The organism is Acetivibrio sp., from assembly GCF_035371925.1.
Classification (GTDB): domain Bacteria; phylum Bacillota; class Clostridia; order Acetivibrionales; family Acetivibrionaceae; genus Hungateiclostridium.
This window is the reverse complement of the sequence record NZ_DAORXT010000033.1, coordinates 1-17,748: the sequence shown is the minus strand read 5'-3', so window position 1 is coordinate 17,748 and position 17,748 is coordinate 1. Positions and strand designations below refer to the sequence as shown.

The window sequence follows — 17,748 nt, the reverse complement described above, 5'->3', positions numbered from 1 at the left end:
TGCGGTTATATTATCTTCATAGTTATATTGACATCCCGTGAAAACTGTATTAAAATTATTTATGCTTTTTAAGTAAACTTATGCTTTGCTGCTAGATTTAGTTTTTGAGGCGTTCTGAAACATTCCGAGAAGTATTAAGAGGGGATGTTTAGGGCGCCCTTTTTGATATTAGTGGAGGGTTTTTGGGTATAATTAGCAATATCTGTTTATATGTGAAGTATATGATATTAATATGAAAATTTTATGAGGATTTTAAAAAAATAAGAAGGATATTTGGGGTTTATGGAGAATAAATATTAGTCACAAATTTTACATAATAAGTTTACATAATACGGCAACATCTAGCAGTAACTGTAAATTGTTTGCGATCTTAGAAGGAGTGGTAATGCGGTATAATCATCTCCAAGTTTTTCTTACATCTCTTATTCTTATATAAAACATGGTAAAGTCATGAGTTTATTCTCATCAAATTAATATTAATTTAATTTTTCGGGACATTTATACAAAAAAATTATACGTAAAATCCAGCAGCATCAGCTCTGCAGTTGAAGCTATTGGCCCTTGATTTTTTATTTCCAACCCAAGCCTGCGGTAATGTAATTACTATTCAATAAAATTCATTTTATGTTAACTAAGGTCGAACGGTGGCAAAAGTCACTGGTAATAATAGATGGATATACCGGTCAAGGAGGTGAAAGGGAGAATTACAGAGTTGAAATTTTTTTAGGATTGAAGAAGCGCGATGCTAGAGGAATGAAATATAAAATCAAGGAGGATTCTATAATGCGTTGGTATTATAATTTGAAAATATCAGCAAAATTAATTGTCGGTTTTTTATTACTTGCAGTGGTCGCAGGAGTAGTTGGAGTTATTGCTCTTATAAACATTAATAATATGAGCAAAGCGGATGTTGCACTGTATGAGGATAACACAATGGGTATCAATTATGCTGCCGGTGCTTCCTTGCGGTTTCAGCGAATGAGGTATAACAGTGCAAAGATTCTAGTGTATGATGCGAATCAAGTAAGCAAGGCTGTAGACAAAATTGATGAACACATTGAAAATACTGAGAAGTATTTGAGTTTATATGAAAGTGTAATTACAAGTGATGAGGACCGCAGGCAGTTTGAAGAATTGAAGGCGTTGTGGGAAAAGTATAAAACTTTGGTTGACAAAGAAGTTGAGCTGGTTAAAGCGGGACAGACTGAAGAGGCAAGAGAGTTGCTCCTTTCAGATATTGACGATATTGGAGACACGCTGAGAGATTATTTTGAAGATTTTGTGGAATCCAATACCACTGCAGCAAAAGCAAAAGTGGATGAAAATAAACAAATTGCATTAAATGCATCAATAGTAATGGCAATTGTGGTATTTGCGGGCGTATTAATTGCTATTATCCTGGGATTGTTTATATCCAAGATTATCAGTAGACCCATCGCCAAAATGGTTGAAGCTGCTGACAGGCTTGCCGTTGGAGACGTGGATGCGGAAGTTAGGGTTGAAACCAAGGATGAAATCGGTAAACTGGCAGAATCTTTTAAAGGGACGGTAGAAAACATACGTGAGCAGGCTTATATTTTAGAAAAAATCGCTTCCGGAGATATGACTGTTGATGTGAAAGTTAAATCTGACAAAGACCTGATAGGTAAAAAACTTAAAGAATTGGTTGAAGCAAATAACGATGTTCTTTCAAATATCAATGAAGTTGCGGTACAGGTGGCAGCAGGGGCAAGACAGGTATCCGATTCAAGTATGCAGCTTTCGCAGGGAGCTACCGAACAGGCAAGCTCAATAGAAGAGCTGACAGCTTCCTTAGAGCAAGTATCAATGCAGACTAAAACCAGTGCTCAGAATGCAAATCAGGCTAATGAGATTGCTGAGATTGCCAAAAACAATGCAGAGCAGGGAAATAAGCAGATGGCTGAAATGCTCGAGGCCATGGAAGAAATCAATAATTCTTCTTCAAATATATCAAAGATTATCAAAGTAATAGACGAAATAGCCTTCCAGACCAACATTCTTGCATTGAATGCTGCAGTTGAGGCGGCAAGAGCTGGGCAGCACGGTAAAGGATTTGCGGTTGTGGCGGAAGAAGTGAGAAACTTAGCAGCAAGGTCAGCTAATGCGGCAAAAGAAACTACGGAACTTATCGAGGGAACAATCAAGCGAACCGAAAACGGTACAAAGATAGCCCGGGAAACTGCCGATGCGCTCAATAAGATAGTGGAGGGCATATCAAAGGCTGCTTCACTGGTTAATGATATAGCTGTTGCCTCCAATGAACAAGCAGCGGCAATCGCTCAGATAAATCAGGGAATTGCGCAAGTATCACAAGTTGTGCAGAATAACTCAGCTACATCGCAGGAGAGTGCAGCTGCAAGTGAAGAATTGTCCAGCCAAGCTGAATTGTTGAAAGAGTCTGTGGCCAAGTTCAAACTGAAAAAAGTGGGCAGGATGACATACAGTAAGTATAAGGAACTAAGTCCTGAAATTATAAAGATGCTGGAGGACTATACGGAAAGGAATAAACACAAGGCATACGGCAGCGAAGAGAGCGTAAGGTATATTGATAATAAGGGGAGAGGAGAAAAGAATATTGACAATTTAAACCAAAAGGTTCTTTTATCAGATAATGATTTTGAAAAATATTAAAATATACATAGTATTAAGGATGTATAAAGCAGAGTGGACTTTACTGTTTACTCTGCTTTTTTAGTATATTTTAGTATATTATAAAAGTAATTAATAATCGTCAATGTTTGCTTGTATAAGAATTATATGAGAATCATATGAAAATTTTATTAGAATTAAAAAAATAAGAAGGATGTTTACGATTTATGTAGAATAAATATTAACTGTGAATCGATATAATGCGTTTATGTAAAAAATACCCGGCAATATTTGCAGTTCATTTATAGCATTGAAAGGAGCGATAACGTGTCAACACGATATTTCGATATACTTTCAATAAAAGTATTTCCGGTTGTTGAAATTGAACTTCCTGTTAACAGGATTGCATTACTAAAAAGCATGTCATTATTTCCATTTATTATACAAAACCTATCTTGATTTATTTGAAAGCTAATCTTCGCAAAGTCAAAAAGGTTCATTTATCCACAGCAACAAATCAATAATTATTTATTTCTTTTGTGGGATATTTGCGCCATTAAAATTTATATGGGAAATTTGGTTTTAAATAACCCAGTTAACCTTTTATGCGCTGTTTTTAGTATTTTTTGACAATTATGTAATTACATAGTTTTAGATCTTGCTTTAATTGGGTCGAACAGTGGCGAAATCCACTGATAATAATAGCGGTATAAACTGTATAAGGAGGTGAGCGGGAATGACTCAAACACTTGTAAATGAATTGGAAATGCAGCAGGAGGAAACCCATAAGGATAAGTATCTTACCTTTGTAGTTGAAAAGGAGTATTACGGAATTGAAATCAAGTATGTTACAGAGATTATTGGAATTCAATCCATTACCGAAGTGCCGGATTTGCCGGTATATATTCGTGGGATAATAAATCTCAGAGGAAAGATAATCCCTGTAATGGACGTAAGGCTCAGATTTGGCAAAGAATCCAGAGAGTACGACGATAGAACCTGCATAGTTGTTATTGATGCTGAAAACATCCTCGTTGGACTGATTGTGGACAGTGTATGTGAGGTAATGTCCATTCCGAGCGAGGAGATTGTTGTCCCGCCCGATTTTAACCAGAATGAAAACAAGTTCGTCAAGGGCATAGGTAAAACCGGAAATGAGGTTAGGTTAATATTGGAATGTGAGAAACTTCTCAAGGATTGAAAAAGTAAAGTACTAAAGGAATGAAATATAAATTCAAGGAGGATTACATAATGCGATGGTATTATAATATGAGAATATCGGCAAAACTGATTATCGGCTTTCTAACGCTTGCAGTGGTTGCCGGGGTTGTTGGCAGTGTTGCTCTTGTAAACATCAATAATATGAGCAAAGCGGATGAGGAACTGTACGAGAATAACACACTGGGTATTAGTTATGCCGCTGAAGCCGGTTTGCAGTTTCAGAGAATGAGGTTTAACGGAGCAAGATTGCTGTTATTTGATGATTCGGCGAAGCGAAATGAAACTATAGAAAAAATTGAAGAACATATTGTAAATGTGGAAAAATTCTTAAGCATGTATGATGCCGGAATTACAGATGAAGCCGATCGTCAGCTGTTTGAGGATTTAAAACCGAAATGGGAAAAGTATAAATCTTTGATAAACAAAGAAGTTCAACTTGTTAATGCATTACAATTTGATGAGGCAAAAGCGTTGCTTGTTGAAGACATGGCTGATGCCGGAGATACGCTAAGAGACGCCCTTGAAGCTTTGATGCAATACAACTCTGCTGCAGCAGATCAAAAAGTGGATGAAAACAAGCAAATTGCGGCAAGTGCCTCAACTATAATGATAGTTGTGGTATTCATAGGTGTTTTGGCAGCTGTCGCACTGGGAGTATTTATATCCAGGATTATCAGCAAGCCAATCAGCCAAATGGTTGAAGCTGCAGACAGACTTGCCCTTGGGGACGTGGATGTGGAAGTCAAAGCTGAGAATAAGGATGAAATCGGTAAACTGGCAGAGTCTTTTAGAAGGATGATAGAGAATATCCGTGAACAGGCTTATATTGTAGAAAAAATTGCTTCCGGAGATATGACTGTTGATGTGAAGGTCAAATCCGACAAAGACCTTTTGGGTAAAAAGCTTAAAGAATTGGTAGAAACAAATAACGAGGTTCTTTCAAATATCAATGAAGTTGCATCACAGGTGGCAGCAGGGGCAAAACAGGTATCGGATTCGAGTATGCAGCTTTCCCAGGGAGCTACCGAGCAGGCAAGTTCAATAGAAGAGCTGACCGCTTCGTTAGAGCAAATATCGACCCAGACAAAAGCAAGTGCCCAGAATGCAAATCAGGCCAATGAACTGGCTGAGATTGCCAAGAACAATGCTGAGCAGGGAAATAAACAAATGGCTGAAATGCTCAATGCCATGGAGGAAATCAATAATTCTTCTTCAAATATCTCAAGGATTATCAAAGTAATAGATGAAATAGCATTCCAGACCAACATTCTTGCACTGAATGCTGCAGTTGAGGCAGCGAGAGCCGGACAGCACGGTAAAGGATTTGCGGTTGTGGCGGAGGAAGTGAGAAACTTAGCAGCAAGGTCAGCCAATGCGGCAAAAGAAACTACGGAGCTTATTGAGGGAACAATCAAGCGAACCGAAAACGGTACAAAGATAGCCCGGGAAACTGCCGAAGCACTCAATAAGATAGTGGAGGGTGTAGCAAAGGCTGCTTCATTGGTTAATGATATAGCTGTTGCCTCCAACGAACAAGCAGCGGCCATCACCCAGGTAAATCAGGGAATTGCCCAGGTATCCCAAGTTGTCCAGACCAACTCGGCAACATCGGAAGAGAGTGCAGCTGCAAGTGAAGAGTTGTCCAGCCAGGCTGAATTCTTGAAACAGTCTATTTCGAAGTTTAAATTGAAAAATATGGGAAGGATGACATACAGTAAATATAGGGAAGTCAATCCTGAAATCATGAAGATGCTGGAGGACTATACGGAAAATAAGCAAGCGAAGTGTACCAAAAGGCAAGAAGATATAAGGTATGTTGATAATAAGGAAATACCGGAAAAGGATATGGGCGATTTGAGGCAAAAAATAATGTTGTCTGACAGTGAATTCGGAAAATATTAGGCATACATAAGGTGGAGTGGACTTCACTGTCCACTCTGCTTTACAAATTATTATGAATGTTTAGATTCTTTATTTCATAAATAGGATAAAATAGTTTATATCCAGTTGTCTTTTTTTTGCAAACAATTATGACTTGAGTGAATATGAAAATTTTAAGAATAAAAAGGAATTTTGTCATTTATGTAGAATAAATATAAAATAAACATAATATGTATATAGAAATGTTTGCGTAACAAAGAGCCAGCTAGCGATGGAGAATGTTTATAGCATTGAAAGGGAGCGATAACGTGCCAATACTATACTTTGATAGACTTTCAATAAAATCATTTCTATTTATTGGAGCTAAAAAGGCTCTTGAAAGAATTGAATTTTTCAGAATGAATAAAAGCATGTTAATCTTTTCATATGTTGAAGTAGTCCTATCTTGATTTTATCTGAAAGAACATCTTAGTAAAGTTACTTATCCGCGTTGACAAATAAATAATATATTGATTCCTTTTGGGGGTCTTTTGATTTGAGATTGCCCGATTGACTTTTTATGGCTCATTTACAGGCTGTTTTTTACAATATTGCAATTATTAGCCGGTAAAATTACCTTTTGCTTATTGGGTCGAACAGTGGTGAGAGCCACTGATAATTATAGCTGTATAAACCATACAAGGAGGTGAGCGGGAATGACTGAAATACTGGCCCATGAATTGGAGCTACAGCAAGAGGAAACCCATAAGGATAAATATCTTACCTTCATTGTTGAAAAGGAGTATTACGGGATTGAAATTAGGTATGTTACCGAGATTATCGGAATTCAATCCATTACCGAAGTGCCTGATTTGCCAAAGTATGTTCGCGGGATAATAAATCTCAGGGGAAAGATAATCCCTGTAATGGATGTAAGGCTCAGATTCGGTAAAGAATTAAGACAGTATGACGACAGAACTTGCATAATCGTAATTGACGCTGAAAATATTCACGTTGGACTGATTGTGGACAGCGTGTGCGAGGTAATGTCCATTCCGAACGAGGAGATTTCTGTCCCGCCGGATTTTAACCAAAGCGAAAACAAGTTTGTGAAGGGCATAGGCAAAGTCGGAAACGAGGTTAGGTTGATACTGGACTGCGAGAAGCTTCTTAAGGATTGAAGAGATGTAATGCTAAAGGAATGAAATATAAATCAAGGAGGATGGTATAATGCGGTGGTTTTATAATTTAAAAATATCTGCAAAACTAATTATCGGTTTTTTGATAGTTGCAGCGATTTCGGGGGTTGTCGGCGGTGTTGGTCTTTCAAACATTAATAATATGAGCAAAGAGGACGTGGAATTGTATGAGAATAACACACTGGGTATTAGCTATGCTGCTGAAGCAGCCCTGCAATTTCAGAGGATGAGGTTTAACGGTGCGAGAATGCTGCTTTTTGATGATTCGGCAAAGCAAAGCGAATCTATAGAAAAAATAGAAGACCATATAGCAAATGTAGAAAAATATCTAAGCTTGTATGATGCCGGAATTACAGATGAAACTGACCGACAGCTTTTTGAAGATTTAAAGCCTAAATGGGAAAAGTATAAATCTGCGATTACCAAGGAAATTGAATTAGTTAGATCGGGACGGCTGGATGAGGCAAAAACTATACTTCTTGGAGATATGGCTAATGCCGGTGACACGCTGAGAGACGCCCTTGAAACTTTAATGGAATTTAACACTACAGCAGCAGAAGAAAAAGTGGATGAGAACAAGCAAATTGCATCCACTGCATCAACATTAATGCTGGTTGTGATATTTGCAGGTATAATAATAGCTGTTGTCTTGGGAGTGTTTATATCCAGGATTATCAGCAAGCCAATCAGCCAAATGGTTGAAGCTGCAGACAGACTTGCCATAGGAGACGTGGATGTGGAAGTTAGGGCTCAAACCAAGGATGAAATAGGAAAACTGGCAGAGTCCTTTAGAAAGATGATAGAGAATATCCGTGAACAGGCTTATATTGTAGAAAAAATTGCAGCCGGAGACATGACCGTTGATGTAAAAGTCAAATCCGACAAAGACCTTTTGGGTAAAAAGCTTAAAGAAATGGTTGAAACAAATAACGAGGTTCTTTCAAATATCAATGAAGTTTCTGTACAAGTGGCCGCAGGTGCAAAACAGGTGTCGGATTCGAGCATGCAGCTTTCCCAGGGAGCTACCGAGCAGGCAAGTTCAATAGAAGAGCTGACTGCTTCCTTAGAGCAAGTAGCAACCCAGACACAGATTAGTGCGAAAAATGCAAACCAGGCCAATGAACTGGCTGAGGTTGCCAAAAGCAATGCTGAGCAGGGAAATAAGCAAATGGCTGAAATGCTCAATGCCATGGAGGAAATCAATAATTCTTCTTCCAATATCTCAAAGATTATCAAAGTAATAGATGACATAGCCTTCCAGACCAACATTCTTGCACTGAACGCTGCAGTTGAGGCGGCAAGAGCCGGAATGCACGGTAAAGGATTTGCGGTTGTGGCGGAAGAAGTGAGAAACTTGGCAGCAAGGTCAGCCAATGCGGCAAAAGAAACTACGGAGCTTATAGAGGGAACAATCAAGCGAACCGAAAATGGTACAAAAATAGCCCGGGAAACTGCCGAAGCACTCAACAAGATAGTGGAGGACGTAGCAAAGGCTGCTTCGCTGGTCAATGATATAGCTGTTGCCTCCAACGAACAAGCAGCAGCCATCACCCAGATAAATCAGGGAGTTGCCCAGGTATCCCAGGTTGTTCAGACCAACTCGGCAACATCGGAAGAGAGCGCAGCTGCAAGTGAAGAGCTGTCCAGCCAGGCAGAATTCTTAAGGCAGTCCGTTTCCAAGTTTAAATTAAAAAATATGGGAAGGATGACATACGGCAAGTATAAAGAACTCAGTCCTGAAATTATGAAGATGCTGGAGGACTATACGGGAAAGAAGCAAGTAAAGGCCTATGGCAATGAAGCAAGTGTAAAGAATATTGATAATAAGGAAACACCGGAGAGAGATATGGGCGACTTGAAGCAAAAAATACTGTTGTCCGACAGCGATTTCGGGAAATACTAGATTTTAGGAAATACTACACATTGAAAAGCAGAGTGGACTAAACTGTCTACTCTGTTTTTTTATTAGCACATTCCCGAAATTTCATTTTCTCGGATTTGACTGAACTTATATGATATAATAAACTAATGAGTATGGATAAATATAGATTTGCCGGATTAAATTTGATATATTATTACTATTAATTTTGGCAGGAGGATTTTATGAGGCTGATTGGCAATTTAAAGAGAAAGAAAATCCTTTTGGTAATTGCAATTATTATAGTGTTCAGTACTGTTATGTTGTTTGCAAAACCATGGGACCGGAAAACTTCAGGTACTCCGGCGAGCTCCGGTTTGAAGACCTCCGATGATGTAGAAGAGAAAAATAAAAATAGAAATAGCGGGTATTTGCCGGAAGAAGACATCCCGAAGCAGCCTCCGGCTACAGGTGACTTTAATTACGGTGAAGCGTTGCAAAAAGCAATTTTCTTCTATGAATGCCAAAGATCTGGAAAGCTTGATTCCTCGGCTCTTCGTCTGAATTGGCGCGGAGATTCGGGACTTTATGACGGAAAAGATGCAGGAATTGATCTTACCGGCGGGTGGTATGATGCGGGAGACCATGTAAAGTTTAATTTGCCCATGTCTTATTCGGCGGCTATGCTGGGCTGGGCGGTATATGAATATGAAGATGCGTTTAAGCAAAGCGGACAGTATAACCATATATTAAATAACATAAAATGGGCTTGTGATTATCTTATTAAGTGTCATCCCCAAAAGGATGTATACTACTACCAAGTAGGCGACGGGCATGCTGACCACGCATGGTGGGGACCTGCCGAAGCACTGCCCATGGAAAGACCTTCGTTCAGGGTTGACAAATCATCTCCGGGTTCCACAGTTGTAGCGGAGACATCGGCAGCTTTGGCGGTGGCATCGATAATATTTAAGAAAGTGGATAGTGAATATTCGAAAGAATGTTTAAGGCATGCAAAAGAACTGTTTGAATTTGCGGATACCACAAAAAGCGATGAAGGCTATACTGCAGCCAAAGGCTTTTATGATTCATGGAGCGGATTTTATGATGAGCTTTCCTGGGCGGCTGTATGGCTTTATCTGGCTACCGATGATTCTTCTTATTTGAACAAGGCTGAAAGTTACTCCAGTAAATGGGGATACGAGCCACAGACAAGCACTCCGAAGTATAAGTGGGCTCAGTGCTGGGATGATGTGGTCTATGGAACTTATCTTCTTTTGGCAAGAATTAAAAATGACAACGGAATATATAAGGAATCGATAGAAAGACATCTTGATTGGTGGACAACCGGATATAACGGCGAAAGAATTACATATACTCCGAAAGGACTTGCGTGGCTTGACCAGTGGGGATCTTTGAGATATGCAACCACAACGGCATTTTTGGCGTGTGTTTATTCCGATTGGGAAAATGCGGATAAAGGCAAGGCAAAATCTTATCTGGAGTTTGCGAAAAGCCAGGCAAATTATGCTTTAGGAAGCACCGGCAGAAGTTTTGTCGTGGGTTTTGGCGAAAATCCGCCCAAAAGGCCTCACCACAGAACTGCTCACGGTTCATGGGCAGACAGTCAGATGGAGCCTCCCGAGCATAGGCATGTTCTTTACGGTGCCCTTGTAGGGGGACCTGACAACACCGACAATTATACTGATGATATCAGCAATTATACTTGCAATGAAGTGGCTTGTGATTACAATGCAGGCTTTGTAGGTCTGCTTGCAAAAATGTATAAGCTTTATGGCGGAAGCCCTGATCCGAATTTTAGCGGTATAGAAGAAGTTACGGAAGATGAAATATTTGTTGAAGCAGGGGTCAATGCATCGGGAAACAATTTCATTGAAATAAAAGCAGCGGTAAACAACAAATCGGGTTGGCCTGCAAGGGTTTGTGAGAATTTATCCTTTAGATATTTCATAAACCTTGAAGAGATTGTGAGTGCCGGAAAAACTGCAAGCGACTTGAAAGTAAGTTCGAGCTATAACCAGGGAGCAAAGCTGTCCGATGTAAAGCATTACAAAGACAATATTTACTATGTGGAAGTGGATTTATCGGGGACAAAAATATATCCCGGGGGACAGTCGGCATACAAAAAGGAAGTGCAGTTTAGAATTTCCGCGCCTGAAGGCACAGTGTTCAATTCCGAAAACGACTACTCCTATCAGGGGCTTTCGGCAGGCTCGGCGGTAAAGTCCGAATATATTCCGGTATATGATGCCGGTGTGCTGGTATTTGGAAAGGAACCGGGTTCATCATCAAAAAGTACGTCCAAAGATGCTTCCCCGGTAAAAACCGAATCGGAACCTCAGGTAAAATACACGCAAAACCCTGCAACCGATTTAAAAACTCCTGCCGGGCAGAACAATGCAAAAGATAAGGAACAGAGCGGCAAAGGAACGGTAACGTTGCAATATGCAAATGGAAATGCATCAGCTACATCAAACAGTATAAATCCAAGGTTTAAAATAACCAACAACGGCACACAGGCTATAAACTTGTCCGATGTCAAGATTAGATATTATTATACAAAAGAAGGGGGTACATCTCAAAACTTCTGGTGCGATTGGAGCAGTGCCGGAAACTCCAACGTTACGGGAAACTTCCATAACATCTCTTCACCAAAAGAAGGAGCAGACACTTATCTTGAAGTTGGGTTTGGAAGCGGAGCGGGAAAGTTAGATCCGGGTGCGAGTGTTGAAGTACAGGCTAGGTTTTCAAAAGATGACTGGTCAAATTATACCCAGTCAAACGATTATTCTTTTAATTCGTCTGCATCGGATTATACGGATTGGAACAGGGTGACTTTATATATTTCAAATAAACTTGTTTACGGCAAAGAACCTTGATTTATCTTAATGCAATGCGGTCAAGGTAGGCTTTCGCGATACCCATGTAATACTCGGATTCTCTTATAATATGATTTATTACAACAGAGGCTGTGAAATTGTTTGCAACTACCGCACTTTCTTTTGCCATGGCGTTTAAAAAGTTTACAAAGGTTTGGCTTTGACAAAGAGTAATTTCAATAATATTGGCAATCCTTTGCGCCAATTCTGGGGTTATTATGCAGCCGGAACGGTTCAGTCTTTCTATATATTGCAAAATTATGGCCTCTGTTGAGCCAAGAATCTTTTGATATTCGTCCAGCTTTTCTACAAATCTTTCCTCCAAGTCGGGTATAATTTTCCTGATTACCACGGTGTGCTCGGCCTCTTGCCTTTTCCAAAATCCAGCTTCCTCCAGGATTCTTATATGATTCTTATCCCCGTAACAAAACTGCATTGGACATACCTCCATTTTTACATAATTTTCTTACTAAACATAATACATTATATGTTGTAAAATAAAATTCAGTGCCCACAGAAGAATTGAACATAAATATGAAGTGCTGACAAAACTAACTTAAGTAAAAACAGCATAAATTCGTAGATATTAATGTTTACACGATGGGTTTTAAACTGATAATATAGAAAGAAAAGAGCTAAAAGGAGGTTAATCGACATGGGATTGAATGAAACACCCTCTGCAAACCGTATTCATATAGGATTCTTCGGAAAAAGAAATGCAGGTAAATCGAGTATTGTGAATGCTGTCACCGGTCAGGACCTGGCTGTTGTTTCAGATGTAAAAGGGACAACCACTGACCCTGTTTATAAAGCAATGGAGCTTTTACCCTTAGGGCCGGTTGTAATAATTGACACCCCCGGAATTGATGACGAAGGGGCATTGGGAGAACTGCGTGTAAAAAAGAGCCGCCAGGTGCTTAATAAAACCGATATTGCCGTACTGGTAATTGATGCTGCCTACGGTAAATCCGAAGATGATGAGAAATTGATTGAACTTTTTGAAAAGAAGGAGATAAAGTATGTTGTTGTTTACAACAAGGCGGATTTGAAAGAACATGAAGAGGCGGAGAACAACAACGAAATTTATGTCAGTGCCAAAACGGGCTACAATATCAATAGATTGAAGGAAAAAATCGCATCTCTTGCAGTTACTGATGATATCACCCACAAGATAGTGGGGGATTTGATTGCTCCATCGGATTTTGTCATACTGGTTGTACCTATTGATAAAGCTGCTCCCAAGGGACGGCTCATACTGCCCCAGCAGCAGACCATTCGTGACATTTTGGAATCTGATGCCGTTGCGATTGTGGTAAAAGAAAACGAGCTTAAGAATACGATTGAAAGCCTCGGCAAAAAGCCGAAACTCGTCATTACCGACAGTCAGGCTTTTGAAATGGTGGCGGCGGATACACCGCAAGATATTTATCTCACATCGTTTTCCATTCTTTTTGCACGGTACAAGGGCAATCTGGAAATTGCAGTAAGAGGAGCAAAGGCGCTCGATTCTTTAAATGACGGTGACACTGTTCTTATCTCCGAAGGATGCACTCATCACAGACAGTGCGATGATATAGGTACGGTGAAGCTTCCCAGATGGATAAACAATTATACCAAAAAGCAACTAAACTTTGAGTTTACATCGGGCACGGAATTTCCTGAGGATTTGTCCCGCTACAAATTGGTGGTGCATTGCGGAGGCTGTATGCTGAATGAAAGAGGAATGAAATATCGTTATAAATATGCCGTAGAGCAGAATGTACCTATTACCAATTACGGAATTTTGATTGCATATATGCATGGAATCCTAAAAAGAAGCCTTGAAATTTTTCCGGATATCCTTGCGGAAATTCTTTAAAGGTTAAAGCAATATATGGAATCTTACTGATAAATATTCCCGTTTTAATTGAAGCTATAAGTCTTTGTATGATATAATTTAATTATATAAAATAAATAGTAGTTGCATTTCTATATACTTTCCTTTATCCATATACATTGCTTTTTGACTGCACACATTTTAGAATAAAGATTCCATACCTTTACGTACTTTGATTTGCAATAAAAATAATAAAAGTAAAATTTTTATGGGGGGTTTTATTTATGAAGAAAAAGAGATGGGTCAAATTTCAAGGCAAATTTGTCCTGTCAGTTCTGCTAATCTTTTTGGCTGCCGTACTTTTACCGTCATCTGCCCTTGAATCAAAAGTACAGGCGGCATCTTCACCACGCTCGGGCGGCTCGTACTATAATTATGGAGAAGCTTTACAGAAAGCGATCCTTTTTTACAAAGCCAACCGTCTTGGAGATTTGCCCGATGATTACATCCTGCCTTACAGGGCTGATGCTGCAATGACCGACGGTCAGGATGTGGGCTTAGACCTTACTGGAGGATGGGCTGATGCCGGTGACGGAATCAAATTTACCCATCCCATGTCCTATGCGGCAGGCCAATTGGGATGGGCTGTGTACGAATATCGTCAGGCCTTTGAAAAGTCAGGCCAATTGGATGACATTCTTGACGAAATAAAGTGGGCTACGGACTTTTTCATTAAAGCTCATCCGGAGCCGAATGTATTGTATTATATGTGCGGCTACAACGATTCCGACCACTCGGTGTGGGTTCCCCACGAGCTTTTGGACTATGTTACCGACAGAAAATCCTTTGTATTAAATCCGTCGACTCCGGGTTCGGATGTGGCAGGACAGACTGCGGCTTGTCTGGCTATCGCATCAATCATATTTGAGCCGACAGACCCGGAATACGCCCAAACCTGTTTGACCCATGCAAAGCAGATTTTTGAGTTTGGCGATAAATACAGGGGCAAAAATCCTCTTGACGTATTATATCCGTCGGGAGGTTATTTGGATGATATGGCCTGGGGTGCTGTATGGCTCTACATAAAAACCGGTGATTCCACTTACCTTGAAAAGGCAAAATCCTTCCTGCCTGTCACTTCATTGGGCGGAGGGCATACTCATTGCTGGGATGATGTAAGCTACGGAGCGGCACTTAAAATAGCCCAACTTACTCATGACGAGGGATATGCGGCCATGGTTGAAAAGAACCTTGATTTCTGGCAACCAGGCGGAGGAATTACTTATACTCCGGGAGGCTTGGCATGGCTTTCACCGTGGGGGTCTTTGCGTTATGCATCCACAGCGGCGTTTTTAGCCTTTGTGTGGTCTGATGACCCAACAGTGGGAACTCCGTCAAAGAAAGAGACTTATCGTACTTTTGCAGAAAAGCAAATAAACTATATTTTGGGAGACAATCCTCGAAAGGGAAGCTATGTGGTGGGATTTGGCGAAAACGCTCCAAAACATCCTCATCACAGAACAGCCCACGGTTCATGGGTTAGTATGCTTGATGTGCCCGGCTTCCATCGCCATATTCTCTATGGTGCATTGGTTGGAGGACCGACTTCCGATGACAGCTGGGTGGATGATATTGCCGACTATACTTTAAATGAAGTGGCTACCGACTACAACGCAGGTTTCGTAGGGTCTTTGGCAAAAATGTATGATATGTACGGAGGAGATCCGCTTGAAAACTGGCCTCAGCCTGAAGATTTCAGAGCACCGGAAGATGACCTTGTAGAATACTTCTGCCGCGGCTGGATAATTTACGAAGGTTATGGAACTTTAAATCTCTTGCTTCAGGTTAACAACCGTTCGGCATGGCCTCCTACAATGAAAGATAAATTATCTGTTCGTTACTTCATGGATTTAACAGAGGTATTTGAATCCGGAGGAACTGTGAATGATGTTCAGATAACCCTTGGACAAAGCGAAGGTGCAAAACTGGAAGGATTGAAGCATTACAAGGATAATATTTATTACTTCACAGTCGATTTCACAGGAACTCAGATTATGCCTGCGGAATGGGAGATGTGTGAAAAAGATGCCCATGTATCAATCAAATACAAAGACGGTATTACTGGTTCCAATGAAAATGACTGGTCATATCAGAACCTCAGAAAAGATCCGGATTATGATGCCGTATCCTTTGCAGGATTGACTCCTTATATACCTGTATATGACAATGGCGTACTGTTGTGGGGTGAAGAACCTCCTTCCGGCGGCAATACCCCTGAGCCTTCGCCTGAGCCGACGCCGACTGAACCGGCAATTACATATGGAGATTTAAATGGCGACGGGAATGTGACTTCCACGGATTATGCAATATTAAAGAGAGCTATATTGGGTAATGTGGCTCCAGGTACAAACTTAGCTGCGGGAGATTTAAACAGAGACGGTAATACAAACTCCACAGACCTGATGATTTTAAAAAGGTATTTGCTAAAGATAATTAGTAAGCTGCCTATCTAAATTTATATAGATGCTTATATTATGTTTTAGAAAAAATCCTACGGACAGAATTACCGCTCCGTAGGATTTTTGTTGTTCACCTATTGAGGTGATGAAGGCATAAATACTATTATAGGGATGGAATGGTCTTAACAATATATTTCTTTAATATTGAAGCGTCAGTTGAGTTTACCAAGCCGTCGCCGTTTACATCAGCATTGGCAAGTTGCTGCCCGGAAAGGATATTTATTCTGAGAATATGCCTTTTAAGTGCGGAAAAGTCCGTTGAGTTTATTTTGCCGTCGCAGTTAATATCGCCTTTTTCGCCGGTATTTGGTGTAGGGGTTGGGGCAGATGACGTTGTAGGAGAAGGCAAGGGCGTAATATTAACAGTAGACAGATAGGCCCTGGTTTCTTTATGCCTTGTGCTGATATGGTTTATAAGGTCGTTTAGGGCTTGGTTAAATTGGGCTTCGCCATTAGTGAGGTAGCTGTAGCCTCTTATCTCTCCCTCGCTTCCAACAGTGTATGGGCGGATTAGTTCATGAAGCCTGCGGGCTTTTTCAATTAAAGCGGTTTCATTGAAGCAGGTATCCAGTGCTTTTTGCATTTCATTATGGTAGATATTTTTATAAACGGGGTCATCCATTAAATAGCGAATTAATGGCCAGTTGCTGCCGATTTCATTTAAAGAAAGGCTGGGCGGTTTTATGCCCCATGGATTGGTAGAGGAGAGGGAGAGATTGTAATCCCATGGGATAAACACTATACGGCCGTTATCGGCCAAGTCCTGATAGAGGTAATGGTTTTTTGTAACCCATCCGTAAGTATCAAAGTTTACGATAGTAGTATTTATTGCCAGCCATTTTAAGAAAGAATCGGTATTGAAAACCTCCTCCAAGTCAGATCTCCATTTGGCAGCATCGGTCCTGGGAGCATTCAGGGCGTTAACAAGAGCTTGAATGTCGCTCCAGTCGTCAGCTTTTTCATTGGTTTTCTTTTCATAGCCCCGTTTGTCAAAGGTTGTTAAATCAGCTCCTGGTGCTTGCTGACCTTTGTAGAGATTTCCATTGGGATTTTTGAATTGATATTCAAGCATTTTGTCGGAGGGGTCCTCAAATACTGTATATAATCCCCAGTAAACAGGCCCGTTTCCCGTATCAACATATACTCTGTAGAAAGCGCAGCGGGGAGTGGGAATACCTGCCTCGCGGAAAATGTCACTGCAGAGTTTGTCTCTCAAGAATGAAGGGTCATACCAGCTGTTGTTGAATATAAGCTCGTCGAAACCATAGAACCTTTGATTATCTATTTCGGGATAATCGTCTTCGAACTTGTCAAAGTTCAGACGAAAAGGATACTTGTGGCTCATGCCCATCATAGCGCCGGTCAATGTGCTCTGTCCCTTGTACCTGATTCCCACGTTCCACCAAGTGAGGTTGTTGAACTTTACTGTTGCAGGCACATAAATAGGGTCCTCATTGCTCATCATAAACGCCTTGAACACGTCATTTTCCATACGCTGATAATTTTCCCGACTAATGATGATATCAATACGGTTTACTTTGTCCTCCGGAAACACCAGCGAATAATTGGGCATGGCTTTTTTGCCGTGGGTTTCTTCTGTCCAGCCATCTGGTCTTGTGGCAGCAAAGACTTGTGACATGTTTAGGCAAACAATACAAAGCATGATGCTTGTTGTTAGTGCCATAAACTTTAAAAACTTACGCATAATTATACCTCCTTAATAAATCTTCGCTTTTCTTTCATTTTCTCACTCATTCTTAGATTT

10 protein-coding genes are annotated in these 17,748 nt (G+C 40.4%); 8 read left to right on the top strand and 2 right to left on the bottom strand.

Going from position 1 to position 17,748, the window contains the following annotated elements:
- The first annotated feature begins 783 nt into the window (after positions 1-783).
- From PLH43_RS06355 to PLH43_RS06330, 6 genes are all read left to right on the top strand, one after another.
- A complete protein-coding gene (locus PLH43_RS06355) occupies positions 784-2,652 on the top strand; it encodes a HAMP domain-containing methyl-accepting chemotaxis protein (protein ID WP_324361250.1) in 1,869 nt (622 codons plus the stop codon).
- Positions 2,653-3,346: 694 nt separating this feature from the next.
- Entirely contained in the window at positions 3,347-3,811 is a 465-nt protein-coding gene (locus PLH43_RS06350; RefSeq protein WP_324361248.1) for a chemotaxis protein CheW, read from the top strand.
- Positions 3,812-3,861: 50 nt separating this feature from the next.
- Complete coding sequence (locus PLH43_RS06345) at positions 3,862-5,733, top strand: HAMP domain-containing methyl-accepting chemotaxis protein (RefSeq protein WP_324361246.1); 1,872 nt, start codon at positions 3,862-3,864, stop codon at positions 5,731-5,733.
- A gap of 674 nt (positions 5,734-6,407) precedes the next feature.
- A complete protein-coding gene (locus PLH43_RS06340) occupies positions 6,408-6,872 on the top strand; it encodes a chemotaxis protein CheW (RefSeq protein WP_324361244.1) in 465 nt (154 codons plus the stop codon).
- A gap of 49 nt (positions 6,873-6,921) precedes the next feature.
- Positions 6,922-8,793, top strand: coding sequence for a methyl-accepting chemotaxis protein (locus PLH43_RS06335; protein WP_324361242.1), 1,872 nt, complete (start codon positions 6,922-6,924; stop codon positions 8,791-8,793).
- A 200-nt stretch (positions 8,794-8,993) separates the two neighbouring features.
- On the top strand, positions 8,994-11,648 hold the full coding sequence (locus PLH43_RS06330) for a glycoside hydrolase family 9 protein (protein WP_324361240.1): 2,655 nt from the start codon (positions 8,994-8,996) through the stop codon (positions 11,646-11,648).
- 1 nt (position 11,649) lies between these two features.
- Here the strand turns inward: PLH43_RS06330 and PLH43_RS06325 are convergent, their stop codons facing one another.
- Entirely contained in the window at positions 11,650-12,084 is a 435-nt protein-coding gene (locus PLH43_RS06325; RefSeq protein ID WP_324361238.1) for a DUF2935 domain-containing protein, read from the bottom strand.
- Positions 12,085-12,303: 219 nt separating this feature from the next.
- Between PLH43_RS06325 and hydF the strand changes: the two genes are divergently transcribed.
- Both hydF and PLH43_RS06315 read left to right on the top strand, forming a co-directional pair.
- On the top strand, positions 12,304-13,506 hold the full coding sequence (gene hydF, locus PLH43_RS06320) for a [FeFe] hydrogenase H-cluster maturation GTPase HydF (protein WP_324361236.1): 1,203 nt from the start codon (positions 12,304-12,306) through the stop codon (positions 13,504-13,506).
- A 242-nt stretch (positions 13,507-13,748) separates the two neighbouring features.
- A complete protein-coding gene (locus PLH43_RS06315) occupies positions 13,749-15,977 on the top strand; it encodes a glycoside hydrolase family 9 protein (protein WP_324361234.1) in 2,229 nt (742 codons plus the stop codon).
- A gap of 109 nt (positions 15,978-16,086) precedes the next feature.
- Here the strand turns inward: PLH43_RS06315 and PLH43_RS06310 are convergent, their stop codons facing one another.
- A complete protein-coding gene (locus tag PLH43_RS06310) occupies positions 16,087-17,688 on the bottom strand; it encodes a CotH kinase family protein (protein WP_324361232.1) in 1,602 nt (533 codons plus the stop codon).
- Positions 17,689-17,748 lie beyond the last annotated feature (60 nt).

Coding starts and splice junctions, on each gene's coding strand:
- hydF (WP_324361236.1), top strand. CDS start 12,304: ATGGGATTGAATGAAACACCCTCTGCAAACCGTATTCATATAGGATTC.
- PLH43_RS06355 (WP_324361250.1), top strand. CDS start 784: ATGCGTTGGTATTATAATTTGAAAATATCAGCAAAATTAATTGTCGGT.
- PLH43_RS06335 (WP_324361242.1), top strand. CDS start 6,922: ATGCGGTGGTTTTATAATTTAAAAATATCTGCAAAACTAATTATCGGT.
- PLH43_RS06340 (WP_324361244.1), top strand. CDS start 6,408: ATGACTGAAATACTGGCCCATGAATTGGAGCTACAGCAAGAGGAAACC.
- PLH43_RS06315 (WP_324361234.1), top strand. CDS start 13,749: ATGAAGAAAAAGAGATGGGTCAAATTTCAAGGCAAATTTGTCCTGTCA.
- PLH43_RS06325 (WP_324361238.1), bottom strand. CDS start 12,084: ATGCAGTTTTGTTACGGGGATAAGAATCATATAAGAATCCTGGAGGAA.
- PLH43_RS06330 (WP_324361240.1), top strand. CDS start 8,994: ATGAGGCTGATTGGCAATTTAAAGAGAAAGAAAATCCTTTTGGTAATT.
- PLH43_RS06310 (WP_324361232.1), bottom strand. CDS start 17,688: ATGCGTAAGTTTTTAAAGTTTATGGCACTAACAACAAGCATCATGCTT.
- PLH43_RS06350 (WP_324361248.1), top strand. CDS start 3,347: ATGACTCAAACACTTGTAAATGAATTGGAAATGCAGCAGGAGGAAACC.
- PLH43_RS06345 (WP_324361246.1), top strand. CDS start 3,862: ATGCGATGGTATTATAATATGAGAATATCGGCAAAACTGATTATCGGC.